The organism is Herbaspirillum sp. LeCh32-8 (assembly GCF_017814915.1).
Lineage (GTDB): Bacteria > Pseudomonadota > Gammaproteobacteria > Burkholderiales > Burkholderiaceae_D > Herbaspirillum.
Window position 1 is genome coordinate 1055046 of record NZ_JAGIPZ010000001.1, and the last position, 25291, is coordinate 1080336.

A 25291-nucleotide genomic window follows, 5' to 3' on the forward strand; every position below is an offset into this window, starting at 1 on the left:
CCGCACTGTCAGAACAGCTCCAGCTCGCCGGTGCTGACGTCTTCCTCGTCGGGCGACACTGCAAAATCCATCCCGGCGTAGGCCGACACGCACAGCGACACATGCAGTCGCGGCGAGCCGGCGATGTCCACCGCGAAATGCCGGATGTGGGCCGCGTTGAGCTTTTGCAGGTAGGCCGCGCATTGCTTATCAATCACGTTCGGCGTCGACATGCCAAGGTGCGGGAAGAAGCGTCCGAGGTCGCGGTTCAGGATGCCGCAGCAGAGGTTGCCGCACTCGGCGATGGCGTCCATGAAGACCTGCTCATCCATGTCGGCCGGCTCGACCCGATTCAGGCGCGCAAAATGCCCCTTGGTCGCGGCGTCCGGCGAGAAATGGAACATCACCATCAGCCGGAACAGATAGGACGACACCGTCAGCACCACGATCTTCTTTTCGCTGATGAGGGTGATGTCATCGATCACCGACATCTCGGCGCTCTCGCCCGAAGGCACGATGCTGGCCTTGAGCGCCTGTTGCAGCAGCAGGTCGAAGCCGTCGCGTGCCGACTGGCTGACCAGGCAGTCCTCTTCGTGCGCATCCTCGGCGACGATGGCGAGGTCGGCGTCCATGCTCTCGCTCATGCTGCCTCGGCCAGGGTGGTGCGGGTTCTCTTGTTGATCAGGTCCAAGCCGATCACCGCGCCCATGATCATCTTGCCGCCCGCCTGCAGATCCTGGAAGGTGGTGGTGGTGATCAGGTCGTTCTGATAAAGATTGGCGCGATAGCTCTTGGAGAGCTTCTCGGCGCGCTGTGCCAGGTCGCGCACCTCGGAGGCCACCACCGCGAAGCCGCGACCGTGAGCGCCCGCGCGCGCCGCCTCGATGGAGGCGTTGAGCGCGACGATGATCACCTGATTGACGATCAGCGCGAATTCATCGTTCTTGCGATGCATTTCCCGGTTGTGCGAGATCAGCACGTTCATGTCCTCGTGCCAGCGCTCGAAGGTGCGGATCAGGCCCAGCAGCTTGTCGATGGTGTCCTGCGAGGCGTCGCAGTTCTCCATCATGCGCGCCATGCTTTCCGACTTCTGCGACGACAGGCGCGCGATCATTTCCTCGCTCTCGCGGTGCATCTCCAGCATGCGCAATTCGCCCTCGCGCTGCGCCAGCGCCAGTCTCTCCTGGTGACCGGCGGCGTCGCGCTGCTGTTCTTCCAGCGTTTCCTGCACGCTGCGTTTCAGGGCTTCGACCTGCTCGAGGTCGATCATGCGCGCCGCGCGCGCCTTCTGGCGCTTCCACAGCAAGGCCATCGGCGCGCCGGCCAGCACGGCGCCCAGCGCCAGGAAGAGTATCGAATTCCACATGACTGTCATTTCCACCATTGCAACATCGAGGCCTCAGGCCACCTGCGGATTGCCGCCCTGCGGCAGATGCACCGGGTGCGGGTGCGCCTGCTCCTGGCCCGCGACCGGATACGGCACGTCGATGCCGTCGACTTCCACCGCCACGTTCTCCGGCAGCATCACGATGATCTGGAACGCACGGAAGGCGGCGCCTTCGGCGGTGTCGTTGAAGTGGATCTCGATCTTGCCGTGCTCGCGGGTCACGAAGTCCAGCACCGCGTCCATGCCCACGCCGCGGCCGGACACCTCGGTCACTTCGCTGCGGGTGGAGAAGCCCGGTTGCAGGATCAGGCGCGCCACCTCGGCGTCGCTCAAGACCTGGTCGACGCTGATCAGCTTCTTCTCGATGCCGATCTGGCGCACGCGGTGCAGCGCCAGGCCGCGTCCGTCGTCGGACAGGGCCATCTGGAACATGTCGTCCATCACGCCCATTTCCAGCTTGATGCTGCCGGCCTCCGGCTTGCCTGCGGCGATTCGCTCGTCGGCGCCCTCCAGGCCGTGGTCCATGGCGTTGCGGATCAGGTGCATGAACACGTTTTGCAGCAGCGGCGAGGCGAAGCTGTGCACCACGTAGCCGTTGTCTTCGATCTCAACATGCGGGGCAACCTTGCCCAGCTCGGCGGCCAGCGCCGGCAGCGAATCGGTCACCGGGGCCAGCACGTCCTGCACGGTCTCGGTACCCAAGAGGCGCAGCATGCGGCGCATTTCGTCGCGCACCGTCACCATTTCATGCAGGTTGGTGGTGTTGACGTTTTCCAGGCGGAACAGGCTTTCCTGGATGTGCTTGCGGTCGATGGTCAGCACATGGCGCTCGTAGCCGGCGCCCACGGCTGCCGCTTCGGCATTGGCCACGCGACCCAGCGTGACGTCGTTGATGCGAGCGTAGCGGTCGATGATTTCGCGCACCTGGGCCAGTTGCTGCAGCAAATACTCCTGGCTCCAGACTGCGCCGGTTTCCGGATGGCGCAGGTCGTCGTAGTGCTGCTCGGCGTCGTGCACCACGTTGGCCAGGTGCAGCAGGCCGTAGGTGCGGCCGTTGCCCTTGATGGTGTGCATGTTGCGGAACAGCTTGGCGATGGCGAAGGCGGTAGCTTCCGGATTCTGGTGCACGATCTGTTCGTTCTCTTCCAGGAAGCGGCGCGCGCTGCTGATGAACTCGGCGAACTTGGCAGGCGCCACCGCGAGGATCTCGCCGATCATTTCCAGCTCGCGCTTCTGTTCGTTGGCTTCGGCCGCCAGCTGGCGCAACTCGGTGACATCGCGTACGCACAGCATCAGGCGGATCACCATATCGTTGTCATCAGTGATCGGTGACCACGACAGGTCGAGGATCTTCTTGACGCCACCGGCCAGGGTCTTCTCGACCTCGCCCACCATCAGGTGTTCGTTGAAGGCGAAGTTCATCACGTCTTCGCCGATGCAGGCGCCGCCGATGGCTTCGATCTGCGACAGGGTGTCGGCGCCCAGGTTGGTGCCGGCGAAGACCAGATCCATCAGGTCGCGACCGGCGATGTCGGAGGTCTCGAACACGGTTTCAAGGAAGGCCGAGTATTCAGGGTGGATCTTGTTGCCATCGACGATGGTCAGGATGCCCTGCGGAATGTTCTGCAGCATGGCCTGCATGTCGGCGGTCTTCTGGCGGATCTGCGCCGAAGCGCCCTCGATCTTTTCCACCATGCCGTTGAAGGCGACGATGGAATGACCCACCTCATCCATGCGCTGCACCGGCAGGCGGCGGGTGAAGTCCTGGCTAGCGGCGATCTCGCCCATCATGCTCGACATGCGGCTGATCGGGCCGGTAATCTGGCGATACAGCAGGAAGCCCAGGCCGCCCAGCAGCACCACCGCCACGGCGGTCACGATGCTGATGGTGGTGGTGGTCTGCGAGAGCTTGCCGTTCAACGACGCGATGGCGTTGTCCTTGAAGCGGTTCTTCTCGATACGCAGGGTGTTGACGATGCCTTCCAGTTCAGTCTGGTATTGCATCACGCCGCCGAAGAACTGCGCCTGGGCGATCTCATTCTTGCCGGCCAGCTTGAACTTGGCGGTGTTGTCGATGGCGCTGAAATAGTTGTCCAGGCTTTCGCGGGCCTGCTCGATCAAGCCGCGCTGCGCTACGCCGTCAGCCTGCTTGGCTTGCTGTTCCAGCGCCTTTTCCAGCACGGCTTTCTTCTGGGCCAGCTTTTCGTTTTCCTGCACCACCAGCTGGTTGTCGGTCTCGGTGACCATCACCATGGCCGCCAGCTGCACGTCCTTCAACTGCCCCATCAGGTCCGACGAGGCCAGCACGCTGGGCATCACGCCCTCGGTGACCGATTTGACTTCCACTGCACTGCCGCGCGACTGGTACATCGCGTAGCCGCCAATGGCGGCAATGGCGACGAAGGTAAGCATCACGAGCAGCGTGATGCGCATACGGATGGTCATTGAATTCCCCTTGTAGTGGCGATCCGCGGCACTGTTTCACGTTCATCCCAGGAACGTGAACAGACGATCAGGCCGATTTGGATGCGGGGCGGATTGTTGCATTCAAGTATTACTGCTGCGTGACAACACAACGCCGACTTGACCTGCCTTACCAGGTACTCGCGTTTATGCCGGGCATATACGGAATGAATCCATGCGGCTGAAAAGGACAATGCTGCACGGCAATTCTTCGAACTCGCAAGGCGCGACAGAGTCTTCCTACATCAGCTTGGGCAGCTGTCCGATGTGCCGACGCCGCAGCCGGCGCTATGGTGAGATCTCAATCGACGAATCAGGAGGACACCATGCAGCACAAGCACTCTCCTCAGACATCTGCGTCGCATCCGGCCAATGCGCCGGGCAACCCGTTTGCCGAGCAGTCGCAAGAGCAGGCAGAAAAACAGCAGCAGTCCATGGCCGCCGAGAGCGAACGCCAGGCCGCGTCGCGCGCCCACGTTGAACAAGGCAACACGCACATCAAGCAGCCGGACAAATCGCGCAACGGTTCCTGAGCGAACCGGCGCAGGCACTCTGTCAATTTTTCCGCAGTCAATTTTTCGTATCCAGCAGGAGCTTTTATGCATGCTCTGAACCCATCCCACCTGCAGCGCTTCAAGAACAAGGTAGTCGTCGTGACCGGCGCCGCTTCTGGCATCGGAGAAGCCACAGCGCGCCGTTTTTCGGATGAAGGCGCCAACGTGGTGCTGGCCGATCGCAACGCGGCCGGCCTGGCCAAGGTAATGGACTCGCTGCCTGCGGAGCGCACCGCGGCGCGCGAAACTGATGTCTCCGTGCATCATGAGGTAAAGGAGATGATCGACTTCGCCGTGGAGCGCTTCGGCAAGCTGGACGTGTTGATCAACGACGCCGGCATCTTCGCTCACGGCACCGTGACCGAGGTCAGTCCGGAAGACTGGCACCGGGTTCAGGCGACCAACGTGAACGGCGTTTTCTACGGCGCGCGCGAGGCGATTGCGCATCTCGAAAGGACGCGCGGCTCGATCGTCAACATCGCCTCGGTGTCGGGCTTGGGTGGAGACTGGAGCATGAGCGCCTACAACACCTCCAAAGGTGCAGTGGTCAACCTCACCCGGGTGCTGGCGATGGACTTCGCCAAAAAAGGCATCCGCGTGAATTCCGTGTGCCCGACTTTCACGCATACCGGCATGACCGCCGACATGGAAGGTCAACAGCCGCTGATGGACAAATTCGCTGAACGCATCCCTCTGGGCCGTGGCGCCGATCCGCAGGAAATCGCCTCGGTGATTGCCTTCCTCGCCAGTCCCGACGCCGCCTTCGTCACCGGCGTGAACATGCCGGTCGACGGGGGCCTGACCGCCTCCAACGGCCAGCCTCCGCAATGAGGCGCGGCCCCCAACAGACAAGGAGCACATCATGAGCAATACCGCCCCCCTGGCGCAGGAATATGCCAACTCCACCGAAACCGGCTTGGACAAGAGCAAGCCGCAGCGCTTCCCTCATCAAGACAAGCCGCAGGTTCAGACCGGCGCGTCCGCCAAGGCGACGGATGGCAAAAACAAGGCGCGCGAAGAGCATCCGATTTCGGTCGGCAAGCCCTAAGCCGGCCTCAGCCTTAGCTTCATCGCCGCCAGCACAGAACAACACCAAGATCAAACTCCGGAGCCGCCATGCCAGACCTCGTTGAACCCGATGCCGATCGTGGCCTGCTACAGCCAGGCCGCAATTGCTGGCGGCTGGAACAGGCCGACCGTTTCAAACTGCTGATCGACGCGGCCGAGTATTTCGGCGCGCTGCGCTCGGCTCTGCTGAAAGCCGAGCGCAGCGTCTTTATACTCGGATGGGATATCGACAGCCGCACGGTGCTGGTGCCCGACGGTGCCGACGACGACTTCCCACCGCAATTGGGCGACCTGCTGCATGCGCTGGTGGCGCGTCGACCGGGGCTGCATATTCATGTGCTGAACTGGGATTATGCGATGCTGTATGCGCTGGAGCGTGAATGGCTGATGGCGAAAAAGCCCGGCCGCGAGCGCAACAAGCGTCTGCGCTTCCATACCGACGCGCGTCATCCCGTCGGCGCATCGCATCACCAGAAAGTGGTGGTGATCGACGACCGCCTGGCCTTCGTCGGCGGGTTGGACCTGACTCGCTGCCGCTGGGACACACCCGAACATGCGGTCGACAATCCGCTGCGCCGCGATCCGGACGATCGCCCCTACGCGCCCTTCCATGACGTGCAAGCCATGGTGGAAGGCGACGTCGCGCGCGCATTGGGCGAGCTAGCGCGCCGCCGCTGGCGCCAGGCCGGGCACGGCGAGCCGCTGCAGCTGCCGGATCGCATTGACGACGCGAGCCGCAGTGATCGCAGCCCGCTATGGCCGCAAGACCTCGAACCCGACCTGACCGACCTCAAGGTCGCCATCTCCCGCACCGAACCCGACTATGAAGGCCGCACGGGGGTATTTGAAGTGCGCCAGCTCTACCTGGATGTCATCTCCGGCGCACGCGACTTCCTTTTCTTCGAGAATCAATATTTCACCTCCAATGTGCTGGCCGAGGCGCTGGGTGCGCGCCTGCGTGACGCCGCAGGTCCGGAAGTAGCCGTAGTCTCGCCGCGCACGCAAAGCGGCTGGCTGGAACAGGCCACGATGGGCGCCCTGCGCGCCCGCATTCATCATCGGCTGAAAAACGCGCTGTCGGTGCACGGCGACGCGGCCGCTGCACGCTACCAGATGTATTGCCCGCGCCTGCCCGGCCTGGACGATGAATGCCTGAATGTGCACAGCAAAGTGTTTGCGATGGATGATCGCCTGTTCTCTGTGGGCTCGGCCAACATGAGCAACCGCTCGATGGCCTTCGACACCGAATGCAACCTCAGCATCGAGGTTCAGGGCGACGCCCCTAAGCAAGACGAGATAAGGCGCGCCATCGCCTTGATGCGCAACCGCCTGTTGGCCGAACACTTGGGCACCGAGCCGGCCGCCGTGGCCGAACAGATCGCCGTCGCCGGCAGCCTGCACGGCGCCATCGCCGCCCTGCGCAAGGAGGACGAGCGCGAGCTGGCGCCAATGGATCCGCGCCTGATCCCGGAACTGGACATCCTCACGCAGGACAACGCCGTGTTCGACCCGGAACGCCCGATCAGCCCGGACGAGGTAGTGGACGCCTATGTGCCGCGCAGCGCGCGCAAGCCGGTGCCGCGCCGGATGATCGGGCTGGGCCTGCTGGCTTTGGCGCTGGTGGCCTTCGCCCTGGCCTGGCGCTTCACGCCGCTGCGCGACTGGATCAATCTGAGTTCTCTGATTGCCCTGGCGCGCAGCGTCGACAAGATGCCCTTCACCCCGGTGATCGTGATCGCAGCCTTTGTCGCGGCCGGCATGCTGATGGTGCCCATCACCGTACTCATCGCCGTGGCCGGCGTGGTGTTCGGGCCGATCTATGGTGGGCTGTACGCCACCGCGGGTGTGGCACTGAGTGCAGCGCTGGGGTTTGGCCTGGGCCAATGGCTGGGGCATGACGCGTTGCGCCAGATGCTGGGGCCGCGCATCAACAACCTGAGCCGCCGCTTCGCCCAGCGTGGCATCGCCGCCATGGCGGTGATCCGTCTGCTGCCGATCGCGCCCTTCACGGTGGTCAACGTAGTAGCCGGGGCCTCGCACCTGGGCCTGCGCGACTACATGATCGGCACATTGATCGGCATGGTGCCGGGCATCGTCCTGACGGTGATTTTCTCGCACAACCTGGCCGAGGCCATTCGCCACCCCAGCCCGCAAACGGTGCTGGTGCTGGCCTTGGTCACCGGCGCCCTGATGCTGATGGCCTTCGGTCTGCAAAAGCTGCTCAAGCCACGCGACAAGAAAAACCGCAAGGGCGACCAGCCGATCGACCGGCGCGAAGAGCGCCAACTGCGCCGTGACGAGCCCAAGGCCGACATCAAGAGCGAGGCCCACTATCAGGAGTTGCAGGCACCCTCCGGACGACATGCCCACGTGGAGGCCAGGCGCGCATGAGAATCGCCGCCATGCCATTGCCGCTGCGGCGCGCGCCGGACGCGGGATCAAGCGCTGAACCGGACATGGCGCCGCCATCAGATACCGACCTGGCGCTGAGTGCCGACGTGCCCTTGCAGCACTTGAGTCCCTGGCCACTGACCGTGGCCACCTACAACATTCACAGCGCCATCGGCACCGACGGCTACTTCGCGCCGGAACGGATCGCCGGCGTACTGGGCGAGATCGAGGCCGACGTCATCGCTCTGCAGGAAGTGCCGCTGGGAGGAACCGGGCAACCTAATGTGCTCGACCTGCTGCGCCGGACCACCGGCTTTTACGCGGTGGAAGGCCCGACCATGGACACCCGGGAACGCCGCTACGGCAATGCCGTATTGAGCCGTTATCCGGTGCTGGCCACCGAGACCATCGATCTCTCCTTCGGCAGCCGCGAGCCGCGCGGCGCGCTGGACGCCGACATCGACTGCCACGGCCACATGCTGCGGGTGGTGGCCACGCATCTGGGCCTGCGCCCCGCGGAACGGCGCGAGCAGATCCGGCGCTTGCTGCAGGCCTTCGATACCGACCAGGCGCCGGTGATCTTGATGGGGGATGTGAACGAATGGTTCGTGTGGGGGCGCGCCTTGCGCTGGCTGGTGTCGCACTTCGAGGCGGCGCCGGCCCCGCGCACCTTTCCCTCACGCTGGCCGCTGTTTTCGCTGGACCGGATCTGGATCAGCCCGCGCCATCGGCTGCTGCACGTGGAGGTGCATCGCACGCCGCTGGCGTGCGTGGCGTCGGATCACCTGCCGCTGATCGCGCACATCGATGGCTGAGCGTCCTCAAAGGGACAAGCGGGAACGGGAGTTGAATCAGGTGAAGCGCCGTTTGCCGCCCCAAAGCTTGACGGCCAGCGCGACCCAGATCAGCAGGAACAGCATATTGCACGGCAGCCAGACCAGTTGGGTCCAGACATAGTCGCTGACCCAGCTCGTCACCACATCGCGGCAACCGCAGACATGGTCGGCATAGAACAATTCGCCGGTCTCGCGCGCGGCCGCGAACTGCAGCCACAGAAACCCGAACACCAGCGGAATCATCACGAAGCCCAGCGCGCACCAGCGCCGGATCTGTCGGTGCTTGCGGCACCAGTCGATTTTGCGTAGCGGGCCCTCGCCCCCGCATCCGTTCATCGTTTCGCTGTGCATATTCTCCCCTTGCACTTGCATGTGTTTATACGCCCCTGGATCGCCGCGCGGCCGCCTGCAAGACGCCCTCTGCCGAACAGCAATCGTCAACCGTCCTCCCTCTCGGGAAGCCGGATCTTGTTTGGATCTGGAGAACGGATCGAATGGGAAGGCGCCCGCCATCTACAGGCGCGTCCGGGCGGAACAAGCCGGACAGACAATCCGGCTCGTGTTTCAGCCAGCACCGCGGCGAGGCTGCAAACCCGCGCCGGATGGCCGAAAAACGGCTATTTCAAGCGTCAAACGAGACCATCGCAGCGAATGGACATCATTTTGTTCTCGCAATAGGAGATTTGCCCAGAACCAATACGATACGTTTCGTCTCGGATTCTAGGTGCAAATTATCTTGCGCTCAACAAAATTTACGCTTGTTAGCTCGATATTTACTGAGGCCTTTTCTATTGCGCGACAGGTTGCTCGAGTGCAACGCTGCCAAGCACCAGTTTCAGCTGGGCCTGAATCTGGCGTTCATCAATGTCGGCACTGCCGGTCAGGAGCCGCTGCAACAAGGGGGCGTACAGCAGATCGAATACCAGGCTCAGGTCGAGGTCGTCCCTGAACTCGCCGCGTTGGGCGCCGCGGCGCAGTACATTCACCAGCGCCACACGGCGCGGTTCGAGGTAGTTGTCGTTGAAGATGCGCATGGTCTCGTCGTCAAACTGGGCCAGCGCGATCATTTCGCGCACCACGCGACCGGACTTGCCGCGCAGCAGCTGGGACAGGCGCGTCATGTGGTCTTCGAGGTCGTGCCGCGAGGAGCCGCTGTCACCGATAGGGGGCATCGGTTCGACGGCGCGCAGCAGCGCTTCCATTGCCAGCGCACTCTTGTTGGGCCACCAGCGATAGATGGTCGCCTTGCCCACTCCCGCGCGCGCGGCCACACCTTCCAGCGACAGCTTGTCGAAGCCGATCTCCTCGAGCATCACATACGTGGCGTCGAGAATGGCGTCGTGGCTGACCGCATTTCTGCGGCGACCGGTGGCCGGATCGGAGATGAAGGTGAGAGAAATGATGTGCTCCAAATGACAAATGCAGAGATACCGATGCTTATATCGGCATACTCTGCAACAACTTGAGGCTTTTTTGTCAGCAATGGAACATTGGATGCGCGCAAGATCATTCCGGCGGGGAGCGGCGCGCCGGAGTCGGCCGCCATTGAAATCCATTTATGATTAAATATCAATCACTTGGAATAAAAATTTAAAGTTATTTAGAGGATTTGTTTCGCCGCCTCAAATTCTTCCAGGCATCATTCACGCATCATTTAGTTGCCACGGCGCCATCGAGCAAGGCGCCAAAGCGGTCGAAACGCGGGCGATGGCCGTTTTCCGTATCCAGCGAGAAGGCGATGCGGCGGGTGCGCCCCATCAGTTCGTTGCGGGCGAAGAACCCGTAGTAACGGGAGTCCGCGCTGTTATCGCGATTGTCGCCCAGCATCAGGTAATGATCGGCCGGCACCACCACCGGACCGTAGCTGCTGCGCAGGCTGGGATGATTCTCGGACAGGCGCACCAGGTGCGACATGCCGTCCAGCTGCTCGTCGCGGTAAGCGGCCTGCTCCACGCCATCCTCTCCCAGCGCGCGCACGCTGGCGTGACTGTAGCTGGCGGCCTGGCCGTTGATATAGAGCACGTTGTCGCGCAGCTCGACCACGTCGCCCGGCAAGCCGATGACCCGCTTCAACAGAAGTTCGCCGGCCTCCTTCGAATCCACCGTCACGATATCGCCGCGGCGCGGCTCGCCCAGGCGCGCGATGCTGATATGGGTCAGCGGCACGCGCAGGTCATAGGCCATCTTGTCGACCAGGATGCGGTCGCCGATCAACACCGTGGGCAGCATCGAGCCGCTGGGCACGACGTTGTAGTCGGCGATGGCGCTGCGAAACACCACCATCAGCGCCATGAAGACCATGACGCCCTTGTATTCGCCCAGCAGCTTCTTGATCGGTGTCATGTCAGGTCTTTCGTAAGAGATGATTGAATGTCATGCAGCAGGGCTCGCCCGCCGCGGACGTCATCCTACCGCGTTCAGCGCCACTGTGCCGAGGCCGAGCGCAATGGCGAGGCCGGCAAGTCCCAGCGCAGCGGCACGCTGGCGATCTGCAGCGGGGCACGTAGCCGGCGCGCCGGGCCCCAGACCGTGTCTTCCTGCGCGGCGCCGAGGTCGTCCGGGGTTTCGGCGGCAAAGTCGGGCTCGATGCCTTGGGCCGGATGCGCCGCCAGCAGCTGCGCGGTGCGTGCCAGCGACAAGCGGTAGGCGCTGCCCTCGCCGGCCTGCTCGCGACGCGTCAGTCCGCGCAGCGCCGCGGCTGCCAGCAGGTAGCCGGTGGCATGATCCAGCGCCTGCACCGGCAAGGGCCCGGGCTTGTCCTTGCCCAGCAGCTGCATGCCGGCATCGGCGATGCCGCTGCTCATCTGCACCAGGCTGTCGAAACCGCGCCGCCCGGCCCACGGGCCACTCCAGCCATAGGCGTCCAGTGCCACATCCACCAAGGCCGGATTGAGCGCGCGCCGGCGCGCCGCGCCCAGCCCCAGATGCTCCAGCGCCTGCGGACGGTAACCTTGCACCAGCACATCGGCCTGCGCCAGCAGGCGCTCCAGTTGCCGGCGATCCTGTGCTGCGCTCAGATCCAGATGGGCGCAGCGCTTGCCCAAGGTCATTTCAGGTACAACCCCGGGCTCGTCCCACCACACCGGGTCGATGCGCAGCACGTCCGCCCCCAGCCCCGCCAGGAAACGCGTGGCGGTCGGCCCGGCCAGCACCCGCGTCAAATCCAGCACGCGAATACCCGCCAGCGGGCGCGCCGGGTCGAGCACCGCGCGGCGCGTGCCCGCGGCGTCGAAGCTTTCGCGCGCCACCAGCGGCTCGGCCGCCACCGCCATGCCTTGGGGGTGCCGCGCCCATTGTTCCCGGCTGCGCATTTCGGCAGCGCAGCCCTTGTTGCCGACTATGGCGGTTTCCAGTTCCCCGCCGTTCCAGCGCGCCACCGCCCGACCGACTTCCTCACGCGATGCGTTTTGGGCATCCAGCTCCAGCACTTGCAAGGCCGCCGCGCGATGATGCGGCGCGTTGGTGTGCAGGCGGATCCAGCCGTCAACAGTGCGGTAATCGCCCGCCACCGAGTCCCACAGCGCCGGCGGCGTCCAGCCTTGGGCGCGCAACGAGCTGGAGAACCACATCGAGGCCAGACGCCGGTCACATTCCACCACGGGCAGGCCGTGGCCCGAAGCTTCAAGCAACCCGGCAACGGCAAGGCCGGCTGCCGCCACCGACGCCTGGGCCAGGTCACTGGTGGCGAACACCGAGGGCAAGGCGCCGCTGCCGGCCAGGCGAACCGAAGACAAGGCGGCCGGCGCGCCGTCCAGCGCACGCCAGATCTCGGCCAGCATGCGGGAAGCAACGGGGGATGCGACGGATGGACCGGGTTGCGACATGGCGAACTCCTTTTTTGATTGAATGTCGTTGGACGTCAGCGGATACAGGCCAGCTTACTCCGCTTGAATTAATCGTCAATATTGATTAATTTGATCAACATATCTGCCCCGACACCTTCTTTCCTGCCGATGAACGCCTATCTCTCCTCCGCCGAAGCCGCCGCCCTGCTGGGCGTGTCGCGCCAGACCCTGTATGCCTACGTCAGCCGCGGCCTGCTGCATGCCCATCCCGGCAGCGACCCGCGCGAAAGCCGCTACCTGGCCGAAGACGTGCAGCGCCTGGCCGGCAAGCGCACCCGCGGTCGCAAGCCCAAGGAGGTGGCCAAGGCGGCGCTGAGCTGGGGGCTGCCGGTACTGGAGTCGGCGCTGACCTTGATCGAGGATGGCCGCCTGTACTATCGCGGCGTCGACGCCGTGGCCTTCAGCGAGCACGCCAGCGTCGAACAAGCTGCGGCATTGCTGTGGGATTGCGAGGTGGACGAGGCCTTCGGCCCGGAAGCGCCGCCCATGGTCGCCGGGTTTGACGCGCTGCGCGCGCCCTTCTCCGGCCGGCGCGCCGAGCATGCCTTGCTGCCGCTGTTCACGTTGGCCGCCGGCGATGATCTGGGCAGCCAGTGGCAATGGCCTTCGGCGCGCCGCTACGCCGGTTGCGGGATGCTGGTGCGGCGACTGGCGGCCTGCCTGCTGGGCAGCGCCCCATCGGCCACACCGCTGCACGAACAATGCGCCCGCGCCTGGCATCTGGACCAACACGGTGCAGACCTGGTGCGGCGCGCGCTGGTGCTGTGCGCCGACCATGAACTGAACGCCTCCGGCTTCACCGCCCGCTGCATCGCCTCCACCGACGCCAGCCTGCAGGCCTGCATCACCGGCGGCCTGGCGGCCCTGAGCGGGCCGCGTCATGGCGGCACCACCGCGCGGGTGGAAGCCCTGCTCGACGAGCTGGGCGCCCAGGCCGGCATTGCCGGGCGCATCGAGGCCCGCCTGGCGCGCGGCGACGACCTGCCCGGCTTCGGCCACCACCTCTATCCGGCCGGCGACGTGCGTGCCGCCGCCCTGCTGCACGCCATACTCCCCGCCCATCCCGAGTGGCAAGCGGCCATTACCCGTATCGGCGAGCTGACCGGCCACCCGCCCTCGGTCGACTTCGCCCTGGCCGCATTGCGGCGTCACCTGTCGCTGCCAGCGGGCAGCGCCTTCGGCATCTTCGCATTGGGCCGCGCGCTGGGCTGGCTGGCCCATGCGCTGGAACAGCGCGAGCACGGCAGCCTGATCCGCCCGCGCGCCTCCTACATCGGCGTGCGTCCGCAACCCTCGACATGAGGGTGCGGCGTGGATCATGCACCCACCCCGAAATACAACGAGAACATCGTAGAAATTTGCAAATAAAAACCACTTTTGATGTACCCGGCAACGACGCGGCAAGGACGTTTCATCCCTCCCAAGCCAGGCTTTCCTCCGCGATCACCGGTCAGCTCGCCGTCGCGCCGCGGGTCTGAGCCACGCGCGGGAAAAGATGTCCATGCGCGCTGCCGTCCTTTCACCAGCGGGCAGGTTTTCGTCATTTCGGTTACAGTTTGCGGCGTCGTCCGACCTGCCCGCCCCTTCATTGCATTGCATCCATGTCCGCCTTGCCCCCCGGTTCCGCTTCCGGCGCCGCCACACCTGACACACCCGCCCGCCACAGCCTGCTGACCCTGGGCCTGCTCAGCGCCCTGATGGCGTTCGCCTCGATCTCCACCGACGTCTACCTGCCGGCGTTGCCGGCCATGGCGCTGGCCTTGAAGGCCGGCCACGGCGCGATGGAGCTGACCATTTCCAGTTATCTGATCGGCTTCAGCCTGGGCCAATTGGTCTGGGGCCCGATCAGCGACCGCTACGGACGCCGCCTGCCAGTGGCCCTCGGCCTGGTGCTGTTCATCATCGGCTCGGCCGGCTGCGCGCTGTCCGGCAGCGTCGCCACCATGATCGCCTGGCGCATCCTGCAGGCGCTGGGCGCCTGCGCCAGCGTGGTGCTGGCGCGCGCCATGGTGCGCGACCTCTACGCAGGCCCGCACGCTGCGCGCATGATGTCCACGCTGATGACGGTGGCCGCAGTGGCGCCGCTGATCGGCCCGGCCGTGGGCAGCCTGATCCTGCAGGCGGCCTCCTGGCGCGCCATCTTCTGGACCCTGGCCGGCATCGGCGCGCTGACATTGCTGGCGCTGCGCCGCCTGCCGGAGACCCTGCCCGCCGAGCGACGCAACCCGCACGCGCTTGACGGCGCGCTATCGATCTATGTCAGCCTGCTGGGCCAGCGGCGCATCCTGGCCTACATGGGCACGGGCGGTTTCTTCTACGGCGGCATCTATGCCTATGTGGCCGGCTCGCCGGCGGCTTACATCAGCTATCACCACATGTCGCCGCAAGCCTATGGCGTGCTGTTCTCGCTGGGCATCATCGGCATCATGGCCACCAACCAGATCAGCTTGCGGCTGGTGCTGAAGCTCGGCAGCGACCGCCTGATGCGGATCGGCGCACTGGCCGCGGCGGGTTCGGGCTTGCTGCTGGCGTTGACCGCCGGCTTCGACATAGGCGGCGTGGCCGGGCTGGCGCTGCCGCTGCTCCTGTTCGTGGGCGCCAACGGCTTTATCGTGGCCAACGCCATCGCCGGCGCGCTAACCGGCTATGGCGAACGCGCCGGCGCGGTGTCGGCCCTGGTGGGTGCGGCCCATTTCGGCACCGGCATCCTGGGCTCGGCCCTGGTCGGCTTGCTGGCCGACGGCACGCCCTGGCCGATGGGCCTGATCATCGCCATCTGTGGCGTCGGCACCGCATTCTCGGCGCTGAGCGTACCGCGTAAGAGCCCGGCCTGAGCGGGTCGCCGCCAAACTGACAAAATTGTCATGTTGACGTCAGCATGACGTTGAGCGGCAAGGCGTACATTGGCCCCCAGCAATAGCAGTGGCCGATGTGTTCGCGCTGAGGGGCGTGATGCGACGGCCTGTCCGTCATCCGCAAGCCCATCCGCGTGTACCTTATGGTCGTTCCGTTCCGCCGTGCCGCAGCCAGCGTCAGCGCCAGTCATTTCACTCATCCAAAACATCACTCCCCCTTCCGCGCCGCAAGGGGAATGACTGCGCTGGCGCTGGCCGCGCTCTTGGGCGGATGCGCCGTCGGGCCCGACTATGTGCGCCCGGCGATGGAACTGCCGCAAGCCTACAAGGAAGACGGCCCGTGGAAGGTCGCCGCTCCCGGCCAGATTGATGACAACCAGCGCTGGTGGGAAGCCTACGGCGACCCGCTGCTCAATGAGCTGATGATCCAGGCCAACACCGCCAACCAGAACATCCGCCAGGCCGAAGCCCAATACCGCCAGGCCCAGGCCACCGCGCAGATCGCGCGCGCCAGCCTGTGGCCGACGGTGGGGGCCTCGGCCGGCGCCACCCGCGCGCAAACCAACACCAACGGCGTGCAACGCCTGGCCGACACCTATACCGTGGGCCTGAACGCCTCGTGGGAAGCCGACATCTGGGGCCGCATCCGGCGCGGCGCCGAGGCCGGCGACGCCACTGCGCAGGCCAGCGCCGCCAGCCTCGCTGCGGCGCGCCTGTCGATCCAGTCCACGCTGGCGCAGGACTATCTGCAGCTGCGTGTGGCCGACCTGCAGAAAGATCTCTACCGCCGCACCGTCGCCGCCTACACCCGCTCGCTGCAGCTGACCACCCATCAATATGAAGCCGGCACCGCGCTGCGCTCCGACGTAGCCCAGGCCGAGACCCAATTGCGCGCGGCCCAGGCCCAGCTGATCGACCTCGACGCTACCCGCAACCAGCTGGAGCACGCCATCGCCATCCTGCTGGGCCGCGCGCCAGCGGCCTTCACGCTGCCGGCCTTGCCGGCCGCTGCCGCCAGCGACAGCGCGATGGACGACAACGCCCAGCGCCTGCAGGCCAGCTTGCCGCAGATCCCGACCGGGCTGCCGTCCGACCTGCTGGAACGCCGCCCCGACATCGCCAACGCCGAACGCCTGGCCGCCGCCGCCAACGCCAACATCGGCGTGGCCCGAGCGGCCTACTTCCCGGCGCTGACGCTGTCGGCCGGCGGCGGCTACAGCAGCCTGGCCTATGCCCAGCTGTTCAACACCCCCAGCCGCGTCTGGTCGCTGGGCGCGGCGCTAGCCGAGACCCTGTTCGACGGCGGCGCCCGCAGCGCGCGTAACGACGCCGCCGTGGCCGCCTTCGACGCATCGGTCGCGCAATACAAACAGACCGTGCTGGGTGGCCTGCAAGAGGTGGAGGACAACCTTTCCACCCTGCGCGTGCTGGACCAGGAAAGCGCAGTGCAGGCGCAAGCCGTCAAGGCCGCGCAACTGGCCGAGCGCCTGGCGATGAGCCAGTACCAGGCCGGCACCGCAACCTATCTCTCGGTGGTGACCACCCAGGCCACCTCGCTGACCAACCAGCGCACCGCCGTGACCTTGCTGGGCCGCCAGCTGGTGGCCAGCGTGGCGCTGATCAAGGCCACCGGCGGCGGCTGGCATGCCGGCCAGGCCGAACCCTCGGCTGCGCCGCAGGCAGCGCGCTGAGCCGCCTCCGTTTCAGATACTCCAAGCCCTCTCTTCAGAACGAGTTCCAGGCATGACTACCTCTTCCAACACACCCAAGCGCACTTCCCTTGCCATCGCCGTTACTGCCGCCATCGTGGCAGTGGCCGGCATCGGCGGCTGGTTGCACACGCAAGGCGCCAACGCCGCCGACAAGCCGCAAGCCAAGGAGGCGCCGCCGGTGGCCGTGACGCTGACCACCGTCCAGGAACGCGACCTGCCGCTGTATCTGGCAGGCGTCGGCACCGTGACCGCCAATGCCAGCGTGACGGTGAAGGCGCGCATCGACGGCCAGCTCGACAAGGTCGGTTTCAAGGAAGGCGAGGAAGTGAAGAAAGGTCAGATGCTGGCCCAGATCGATCCACGCGCGCTGCAGGCGCAGTTGGCCCAGGTCGAGGCGCAGCGCGCCCGTGACGCCGCGCAATTGGCCAACGCCCGTCTCGACCTGCAGCGCTACACCACGCTGCGCAGCCAGGACGCCGCCACCCAGCAGCAACTCGATACGCAAAAGGCGCTGGTGGCCCAGCTGGAAGCCGCGGTCAAAACCGATGAGGCGCAGATCGGCTATGCCAAGGTGCAACTGAGCTACACCACCATCACCGCGCCGATCTCCGGCCGCGTCGGCGCGCGCCTGGTGGACCCGGGCAACATCGTCCATGCCGCTGACGCCAACGGCCTGGTGGTAATCAACCAGATCGATCCCATCACCCTGCTCTTCACCCTGCCCGAAGAGGCGGTGCCGGCCATCAACAAGTCGCAGCTGGCCAGCAAGCAGTCGCTGAAGGTGACCGCCTATGCCCGCGAGTCGCAAGAGCCGCTGGCCACCGGCAAGCTGATCCTGCTGGACAACCAGATCAACACCACCAACGGCACGGTGCAGCTGAAGGCCCGCTTCGACAACGCCGAGCACAAGCTGTGGCCGGGCCAGTACGTCAACGTGCGCCTGCAGATGCATGACCACGGCAGCGCGCTGACGCTGCCGGCCGCCGCCATCCAGCGCAACCAGCAAGGCACCTACGTCTACGCGGTGGACGAGCAGGACAAGGCCGCCATGAAGCCGGTCAAGGTCGCGCGCATCCAGGACGGCGTCGCCGTGCTGGCCGCCGACGCCGGCGTGGCCGCAGGCCAGCGCGTGGTGCTGGACGGCCAGTACAAGCTCAAGCCGGGCGCCAAGATCGCCGAGAGCAAACCTCAGCAGACGCAGCAGAAAGACCAGAAAGTCGCCGCCGGTGACGCGAAAGGAAGCAGCAAGTGAGCGTCTCCGCCGCCTTCATCAAGCGCCCCATCGGCACCACGCTGCTGGCCATCGCGATCCTGCTGGTGGGCGTGGCCGTGTGGCCGTTGCTGCCGGTGGCGCCGCTGCCGCAGGTTGATTTCCCGACCATCCAGGTCACCGCCCAGCTGCCCGGGGGCAACCCCGAGACCATGGCCTCCAACGTGGCGCAGCCGCTGGAGCGCCAGTTCTCGCTGATCGCCGGCCTGACCCAGATGACCTCGCAGAGCTCGCTGGGCACCACGCAGATCACGCTGCAGTTCGACCTGAACCGCAACATCGACGCCGCCGCGCTGGACGTGCAGGCCGCCATCAACGCCTCCACCGGGCAGTTGCCGAGCAACATGCCGAACCCGCCGACCTTCCGCAAGATCAACCCGGCCGACTCGCCGATCATGATCATGTCGGTGCAGTCCGAGGCGCTGCCGCTGACCGTGGTCAACGACTACGCCGACAACATCCTGGCGCAGCAGATCTCGCAGATCTCGGGCGTGGGCCTGGTCAACGTCAACGGCCAGCAAAAGCCTGCCGTGCGCATCCAGGTCGACCCGGCCAAGATCGCCACGCTGGGCCTGTCGCTGGAAGACATCCGCGGCGTCATCGCCACCACCACCGTCAACCAGCCCAAGGGCACGGTGGACGGCGCGCGCCAGAGCTTCACCGTCTACACCAACGACCAGCTGCTCAAGGCCGAGCAATGGAACGACATGGTGCTGGCATGGCGCAACGGCGCGCCGATCCGGGTCAAGGACATCGGTATCGCCGTGGACGGCCCCGAGAACAACAAGATCGCCGCCTGGGCCTTCGCGGGCGCGGCCGCCGGCAACGACCACAGCATCACCAACGGCCGCTCCATCGTGCTGGCCGTCACCAAGCAGCCGGGCGCCAACGTGATCGAGACGGTCGGCCGCATCAACGCCGCCATGCCGCGCCTGCGCGCGGCGATCCCCGCCTCGATCCACGTCAACACCCTGATCGACCGCACCCAGACCATCCGCGCCTCGGTGGAGGACGTCGAGTTCACGCTGATCCTGACCATCGCCCTGGTGGTGATGGTGATCTTCGTGTTCCTGCGCAACGTCGCCGCCACCCTCATCCCCAGCATCACCGTGCCGCTGGCCATCATGGGGACCGCCGGCGTGATGTACGTAGTCGGCTACAGCCTGGACAACCTGTCGCTGATGGCGCTCACCATCGCCGTCGGCTTCGTGGTCGACGACGCCATCGTGATGCTGGAAAATATCTACCGCTACGTCGAGGAAGGCATGGCGCCGCTGGAGGCGGCCTTGAAGGGCGCCGGCGAGATCGGCTTCACCATCATCTCGATCTCGGTGTCGCTGGTGGCGGTGTTCATCCCGCTGCTGCTGATGGGCGGCATCGTCGGCCGCCTGTTCCGCGAGTTCGCCGTGACGGTGACGCTGACCATCGGCGTGTCGGTGATCATCTCGCTCACGCTCACGCCCATGCTGTGCTCGCGCTTCCTGAAAAATGAACACGGCCAGCAGCACGGCAAGCTGTACCAGCTGTTCGAGCGCGGTTTCGACGCCATGCTGGCCGGCTACAAGCGCGGCCTGGATGTGGTGATGAAGCACCAGTTCATCACACTGATGACCTTCATCGGCACCGTGGCGCTGACCGCCGTGCTGTTCATCCTCATTCCCAAGGGCTTCTTCCCGCAGCAGGACAACGGCGTGATCGTCGGCTTTGCCGAATCGGCGCAGGACACCTCCTCAGCCGCCATGCATGAGCGCCTGCTGAAGGTGGCCGACATCGTGCGCCAGGATCCGGACGTGATCGGCTTCGCCATGAGCGCGGGCTCGACCACATTCAACACCGGCCAGTTCTTCATCGCATTGAAGCCCAAGGACCAGGGCCGCACCACCAACGCCGACGAGATCATCGCGCGCCTGCGTCCCAAGGCCTCGCAGGTGCAGGGCGTCAACCTGTTCATGCAGGCCAGCCAGGACATCAACGTCGGCGGCCGTCTGGCGCGCACGCAGTACCAGTACACGGTGACCGACACGGATCTGGACGAGCTCAACGTCTGGGCGCCGAAGATGCTGGAGCGCTTCCGCCAGCTACCGCAGCTGACCGATGTGGCATCCGACCAGCAGAACGCCGCCGCGGCCGCGGTCATCACCATCGACCGTGCGCGCGCCTCCAGCTTCGGCATCTCGCCCTCGCTGATCGACGCCACCATCTATGACGCCATCGGCCAGCGCCAGGTCGCGCAGTACTTCACGCAGATCAACAGCTACCGCGTGATCATGGAAGTCACGCCCGAGCTGCAGAAGGATCCGGCGCTGTTCAACAAGCTCTACCTGACCTCGCCGCTGACCGGCCAGCAGGTACCGCTGTCGACCTTCGTCAAGGTCGACACCACCAAGACCGCGTATCTCTCGATCAGCCACCAGAGCCAGTTCCCGGCGGTGACGATCTCGTTCAACCTGGCCAAGGGCGTGTCGCTGGGCGAGGCGGTGGACGTGATCAACAAGACCAAGGAAGAGATGGGCGCGCCGCAGACGCTGGTGGGCAACTTCCAGGGCACGGCCAAGGCCTTCGGCGACTCGCTGTCGTCCCAGCCCTACCTGATCGCGGCCGCGCTGATCGCCGTCTACATCGTGCTGGGCCTGCTCTACGAGAGCTACATCCACCCGCTGACCATCCTCTCGACGCTGCCCTCGGCCGGCGTGGGCGCGCTGCTGATCCTGATGGCGGGCGGCTACGATCTCTCGGTGATCGCGCTGATCGGCATCATCCTGCTGATCGGCATCGTCAAGAAGAACGGCATCATGATGATCGACTTCGCCCTGCACGCCGAGCGCGACAAGGGCATGTCGCCGGAAGAGGCGATCTACCAGGCCTGCCTGCTGCGCTTCCGCCCGATCATGATGACCACCATGTGCGCCCTGCTGTCCGGCCTGCCGCTGATGCTGGGCCACGGCGCCGGCTCCGAGCTGCGTCGCCCGCTGGGCTACGCCATGGTGGGCGGCCTGGTGCTGTCGCAGGCGCTGACGCTGTTCACCACGCCGGTGGTCTACCTGTACCTGGATCGTGCGCACTATTGGTACATGCGCAAGAAAGAAGCGCGCCTGCAGCGTAAGGCGGCCAAGTTGGCGCAGACACAAACGCAGGGACATTGAAGTTTTGAACGGCTTGGCAGTACAAGAAAAATCCGCGCGGAGAACAATAATAAAAAGCCGAGGAGTTAAAATTCTGGCGATGCCGCAGCCGGGACGCCTTGTCCCGGCGCGGCGGGTGGAGACCGCATGAAGATCCTGATAGTCGAAGACGAGCAAAAGATGTCCGAATACCTCTGCAAGGGCCTGACCGAGCAGGGGTGCGCGGTCGATGTCGCCTTCAACGGGGTGGACGGCCAGCACCTGGCGATCCAGCACGACTACGACGTGATCGTGCTGGACGTGATGCTGCCCGGGCTGGACGGCTTCTCGGTGCTGCGCTCGCTGCGCACCGTCAAGCAGACGCCGGTGATCATGCTGACCGCGCGCGACAGCGTGGAAGACCGCATCAAGGGCCTGCACGACGGCGCCGACGACTACCTGATCAAGCCCTTCTCCTTCCTCGAACTGCTGGCGCGCCTGCAGGCGCTGACCCGGCGCGGCCGTTCGCAGGAGCCGGCGCAGCTGCGCATCGGCGACCTGCAGATCGACCTGATTTCACGCAAGGCCTTCCGCGGCGGCACCCGCATCGACCTGACCGCCAAGGAGTTCGCGCTGCTGGCGGTGATGGCGCGCCGCCAGGGCGAGATCCTGTCCAAGACGGCGATTGCCGAACTGGTGTGGGACATGAACTTCGACAGCAACACCAACGTGGTGGAAGTCGCCATCAAGCGCCTGCGCGCCAAGATCGACATCCCGTTCGACCAGAAGCTGCTGCATACCGTGCGCGGTATGGGCTACGTGCTTGAGCCGCGCGCCGCGGCCGACAGCGTGGACGACTGAGGCGCGCCATGGACCGGCACAGCTTCCAGCAGGCAAACCGCACGTCGGCGGGGAATGCCCCGCCTGCACCTGCGCCCAAGCGCCGCCTGCCGCGACGCCAGTCCATCACCGCCCGACTGGTGCTGATGTCGGCCGCCTCGGCGCTGTTCATCTTCGCGCTGACCGGCATCGTGCTCTACACCGTCCTGAAGGGCGAGCTGCTGCGCCATGAGCGCGACGGCCTGGTCACCACCCTGAACGACATCGGCTACCAGATCGGCCGCGCCGGCAGCACCGAACGCTGGGAACGCGTGCAGCTCAAGCTGGCGGCGCTGTCGCAGGCCGACCAGCGCGTCTCGTTCTGGATTTCCGGCGCCGACGCGCGCTTTCGCTACGGCGACCAGGCGCGCCTGAATCCGGCGGCCATCACGCCCGACAGCAATACGGTGGGCATGCTGAAGATCCCCGGCAAGGAGTACCCGCTGCACATCATGACGCGCACCATGCCGGCCTTCGAGGACAGACCGGAGGTCTACGTCACCGTCGGTATTGATACCGAACCGTACTTCGAGATGCGCCGCACCTTCCTGGTGTCGACCCTGGTGTTTTCGCTGCTGGGCATCGTGCTGGCGGTGATCTCCAGCTACTGGATCGCCCGCGCCGGGCTGGCGCCGCTGCGTCGCATGTCGGCGCGCGCGCAGAGTTTCTCGCCGCGCAAGCTGTCTGCGCGCATGTCGGCCGAAGCCCTGCCGGAAGAATTGTCGGCGCTGGCGCACGCCTTCAACGGCGCACTGGAGCGCATCGAGGAAGCCTACACCCAGCTCGAAGCCTTCAACGCCGACGTCGCCCACGAGCTGCGCACGCCGCTGGCCAACCTGATCGGCGAAACCCAGGTGGCGCTGGCGCGCGAGCGCAGCGCCGGCGAGTTCAAGGACGTGCTGCAATCCAACCTGGAGGAGCTGGATCGCATCCGCTCCATCGTCAACGACATGCTGTTCCTGGCGCGCTCCGACCAGGGCGAGGCTGCCACCGCGCTGGTGCAGGCGCGCGTGGCCGACGAAGTGCAAAAAACCGTGGACTTCTTCGAGTTCGTGCTGGACGACGCCGGCATGGCCATCACCACCAGCGGCGACACCGACGCCACCGCGCTGATGGAGACGGCGCTCTTCAAGCGCGCGCTGACCAACCTGATCCAGAACGCCATCCAGCATTCGCCGGTGGGCGCGCTGATCCGCGTCGACATCGCCGCGCAGCAAGACTCGGTGCGCATTTCCGTCACCAACCCCGGCGAGGCGATCGACCCACGTCACCTGCCGCGCCTGTTCGACCGCTTCTACCGGGTCGACACCTCGCGTCACGAGATCAACGGCAGCCACGGCCACGGCCTGGGCCTGGCCATCGTCAAGGCGGTAGCGCGCATGCACGGCGGCCGCGCCTTCGCCTCCAGCGAGGATGGCCGCAACAGCATCGGCTTCACCATTTCGCGCTCCTGACCTGCCTGGGAATTTTCCTGCATCGAAAACGCGGCGCGGAATCATCGCGCCGCCTTCATTGTTGGCAGAGCCGTCTCGACCAGAGACGCGACGAGCTGTACCCTCGCCCTGTCCGGGAATCTGTACACGCCCCGCTTCCTCCTGCAGGTCTATCCTGACGGACATGCAAGATGCCGCGCGTCAACGCGGCCTGCAGTCACCACAAGGAAAGCGCCAACATGATCGTCCGCCCACAGCCGAACTGGTTCCGCATGCTGTTCGTCTGGAACGGCTCGGTGCTGCCGTCCATCCTGCCGCAGATGGCGTTGATGACGGCCTTCTCCACGCTGGCGGTTTTCACCGGCGGGAAAATCTTCGGCGACAAGCTTCCGCTCAACACGTCCACCTTCACGTTGCTGGGGGTCGCCCTGGCGATCTTTCTGGCGTTTCGCAACACCGCCAGCTACGACCGTTTCTGGGAGGGGCGCAAGATCTGGGGCGCGCTGCTGATCTCGGCGCGTGCGCTGGTTTCGCAGGGGCAGCAATACAGCAGGGAGGATGGTCGTTTCGAGCGCAAGCTGTTCGCCCGCCGGGTGGTGATGCTGACCTGCGCGCTCAAGCACCAACTGCGCCAGAGCGCGCCGGACCACGACTTGGCGCGTCTGCTCCCGCCCGAAGAGGCCGGGCGGCTGCGTCACGCGCAATACCTGCCGGTGCAGCTGATGCACGAGCTGCGCGCCATGCTGGCGCAGGCGCACCGCGAGGGGGAACTGTCCGATGCGGCGCTGTGGGCTTGCGACGGCCAGCTCAACGAGCTCAACCATTGCGTCGGCGCCAGCGAACGCATCGCCTCCACGCCGATTCCCTTTCCCTACGGCGTGCTGCTGCACCGGACCGTCTACATCTATTGCCTGCTGCTGCCCTTCGGTCTGGTCGATGCGATCGGTTACGCCACGCCCTTGATTTCGGTATTCGTGTCGTACACCTTCCTGGCGCTGGAAGCCATCGCCGGGGAGATTGCAGAGCCCTTCGGCGAAGCTGCCAACAGCCTGCCGCTGGACGCCATGTGCCTGGAAATCGAGCGTTCCATCATGGAAATCGTGGGCGAGGAAAAACCGGAACCGGCACGCTGCGGCAAGGATTTCCGGCTCAGTTGAACATCCGCTCAGCAGTGGATTTCCATGTCGCGCCCCTCCAGCAGATAGCTCAGACTCGCCAGGTTCAGGTAACGGCAAGCCGCCTTGACGCGATGCAGGCGCACCGCGCGTTCGGCCAGGTCGGCGTCATCGGCCAGGGCGTCGGCCGCGACCACGAAGGGCCAGAATTCCGATGGTTTCAGATGCGCGCCGAGCGCGCGCAGGATGTCGTCGCAGCTGACCACCGCGCCGGCCACTTCGAGATGCAGCTGTTCGACCTCAGCCTTGCCGTCGAATTGAAACGTGACTCTGAATTTCGCCATATGTCCATCCCACAATGATGGGCCGGATTCTCTGGCGAAATCTGCTCCCCGTGTTTAAC

General features: G+C 65.4%; 21 protein-coding genes. 13 read left to right on the plus strand and 8 right to left on the minus strand.

The annotated features are described in order from the left end of the window. Positions 1-8: 8 nt before the first annotated feature. Genes J8I26_RS04845 through J8I26_RS04855 form a run of 3 tightly spaced genes read right to left on the minus strand, consistent with a single transcriptional unit; the run spans position 9 to position 3811 of the window. A complete protein-coding gene (locus J8I26_RS04845; RefSeq protein ID WP_245200058.1) occupies positions 9-623 on the minus strand; it encodes a hypothetical protein in 615 nt (204 codons plus the stop codon). Next, positions 620-1345 carry a methyl-accepting chemotaxis protein gene (locus J8I26_RS04850; RefSeq protein ID WP_209604542.1) on the minus strand — a complete coding sequence of 242 codons (726 nt, stop codon included), beginning with the start codon at positions 1343-1345 and terminating at the stop codon, positions 620-622. Before J8I26_RS04850 ends, J8I26_RS04845 begins: the two co-directional genes overlap by 4 nt. Positions 1346-1378: 33 nt before the next feature. Next, entirely contained in the window at positions 1379-3811 is a 2433-nt protein-coding gene (locus tag J8I26_RS04855) for an ATP-binding protein (RefSeq protein WP_209604544.1), read from the minus strand. Positions 3812-4155: 344 nt separating this feature from the next. Between J8I26_RS04855 and J8I26_RS04860 the strand changes: the two genes are divergently transcribed. The 5 genes from J8I26_RS04860 to J8I26_RS04880 all read left to right on the plus strand — a co-directional run bounded on the left by J8I26_RS04860 (position 4156) and on the right by J8I26_RS04880 (position 8657). Further along, positions 4156-4362 (plus strand): hypothetical protein, encoded by a 207-nt coding sequence (locus tag J8I26_RS04860; protein WP_209604546.1) that lies wholly within the window; start codon positions 4156-4158, stop codon positions 4360-4362. A 66-nt stretch (positions 4363-4428) separates the two neighbouring features. Continuing rightward, positions 4429-5214 carry an SDR family oxidoreductase gene (locus J8I26_RS04865; RefSeq protein ID WP_209604548.1) on the plus strand — a complete coding sequence of 262 codons (786 nt, stop codon included), beginning with the start codon at positions 4429-4431 and terminating at the stop codon, positions 5212-5214. Between the two features lie 31 nt (positions 5215-5245). Further along, positions 5246-5431 carry a hypothetical protein gene (locus tag J8I26_RS04870; protein ID WP_209604550.1) on the plus strand — a complete coding sequence of 62 codons (186 nt, stop codon included), beginning with the start codon at positions 5246-5248 and terminating at the stop codon, positions 5429-5431. Between the two features lie 68 nt (positions 5432-5499). Further along, positions 5500-7842: a VTT domain-containing protein gene (locus tag J8I26_RS04875; RefSeq protein WP_209604552.1), complete on the plus strand. Its 2343-nt coding sequence runs from the start codon at positions 5500-5502 to the stop codon at positions 7840-7842. A gap of 65 nt (positions 7843-7907) precedes the next feature. Further along, positions 7908-8657 (plus strand): endonuclease/exonuclease/phosphatase family protein, encoded by a 750-nt coding sequence (locus J8I26_RS04880; RefSeq protein ID WP_209604554.1) that lies wholly within the window; start codon positions 7908-7910, stop codon positions 8655-8657. A 36-nt stretch (positions 8658-8693) separates the two neighbouring features. On the opposite strand, the gene J8I26_RS04885 is transcribed toward J8I26_RS04880, so the two are convergent. The 4 genes from J8I26_RS04885 to J8I26_RS04900 all read right to left on the minus strand — a co-directional run bounded on the left by J8I26_RS04885 (position 8694) and on the right by J8I26_RS04900 (position 12502). Beyond that, entirely contained in the window at positions 8694-9029 is a 336-nt protein-coding gene (locus tag J8I26_RS04885; protein ID WP_245200059.1) for a hypothetical protein, read from the minus strand. A gap of 437 nt (positions 9030-9466) precedes the next feature. After that, the gene (locus tag J8I26_RS04890; protein WP_245200060.1) at positions 9467-10090 is read right to left on the minus strand and encodes a TetR/AcrR family transcriptional regulator; all 624 of its coding nucleotides are present in this window, start codon (positions 10088-10090) and stop codon (positions 9467-9469) included. A 238-nt stretch (positions 10091-10328) separates the two neighbouring features. Further along, positions 10329-11021 (minus strand): signal peptidase I, encoded by a 693-nt coding sequence (gene lepB / locus J8I26_RS04895; RefSeq protein ID WP_209604556.1) that lies wholly within the window; start codon positions 11019-11021, stop codon positions 10329-10331. A gap of 74 nt (positions 11022-11095) precedes the next feature. Then, complete coding sequence (locus tag J8I26_RS04900) at positions 11096-12502, minus strand: CoA transferase (protein WP_209604558.1); 1407 nt, start codon at positions 12500-12502, stop codon at positions 11096-11098. Positions 12503-12631: 129 nt separating this feature from the next. On the opposite strand from J8I26_RS04900, the gene J8I26_RS04905 reads away from it, so the two are divergent. The 8 genes from J8I26_RS04905 (at position 12632) to J8I26_RS04940 (ending at position 24930) form a co-directional block, all read left to right on the plus strand. Continuing rightward, positions 12632-13825, plus strand: a complete 1194-nt coding sequence (locus J8I26_RS04905) for a citrate synthase family protein (protein ID WP_209604844.1) — start codon at positions 12632-12634, stop codon at positions 13823-13825. Positions 13826-14124: 299 nt separating this feature from the next. After that, positions 14125-15357 carry a multidrug effflux MFS transporter gene (locus J8I26_RS04910; RefSeq protein ID WP_209604560.1) on the plus strand — a complete coding sequence of 411 codons (1233 nt, stop codon included), beginning with the start codon at positions 14125-14127 and terminating at the stop codon, positions 15355-15357. A 257-nt stretch (positions 15358-15614) separates the two neighbouring features. Beyond that, positions 15615-17069 (plus strand): efflux transporter outer membrane subunit, encoded by a 1455-nt coding sequence (locus J8I26_RS04915; RefSeq protein ID WP_245200061.1) that lies wholly within the window; start codon positions 15615-15617, stop codon positions 17067-17069. Between the two features lie 52 nt (positions 17070-17121). Further along, entirely contained in the window at positions 17122-18342 is a 1221-nt protein-coding gene (locus J8I26_RS04920) for an efflux RND transporter periplasmic adaptor subunit (RefSeq protein WP_209604564.1), read from the plus strand. Continuing rightward, positions 18339-21503: an efflux RND transporter permease subunit gene (locus J8I26_RS04925; RefSeq protein ID WP_209604566.1), complete on the plus strand. Its 3165-nt coding sequence runs from the start codon at positions 18339-18341 to the stop codon at positions 21501-21503. The genes J8I26_RS04920 and J8I26_RS04925 overlap by 4 nt, the downstream gene beginning before the upstream one ends. 126 nt (positions 21504-21629) lie before the next feature. Next, entirely contained in the window at positions 21630-22322 is a 693-nt protein-coding gene (locus tag J8I26_RS04930; protein WP_209604568.1) for a heavy metal response regulator transcription factor, read from the plus strand. Positions 22323-22330: 8 nt separating this feature from the next. Beyond that, on the plus strand, positions 22331-23794 hold the full coding sequence (locus J8I26_RS04935; protein WP_209604570.1) for a heavy metal sensor histidine kinase: 1464 nt from the start codon (positions 22331-22333) through the stop codon (positions 23792-23794). A gap of 218 nt (positions 23795-24012) precedes the next feature. Beyond that, entirely contained in the window at positions 24013-24930 is a 918-nt protein-coding gene (locus tag J8I26_RS04940; protein WP_209604573.1) for a bestrophin family protein, read from the plus strand. A gap of 8 nt (positions 24931-24938) precedes the next feature. On the opposite strand, the gene J8I26_RS04945 is transcribed toward J8I26_RS04940, so the two are convergent. Then, on the minus strand, positions 24939-25232 hold the full coding sequence (locus tag J8I26_RS04945; protein WP_209604575.1) for a hypothetical protein: 294 nt from the start codon (positions 25230-25232) through the stop codon (positions 24939-24941). Between the last annotated feature and the right edge of the window lie 59 nt (positions 25233-25291).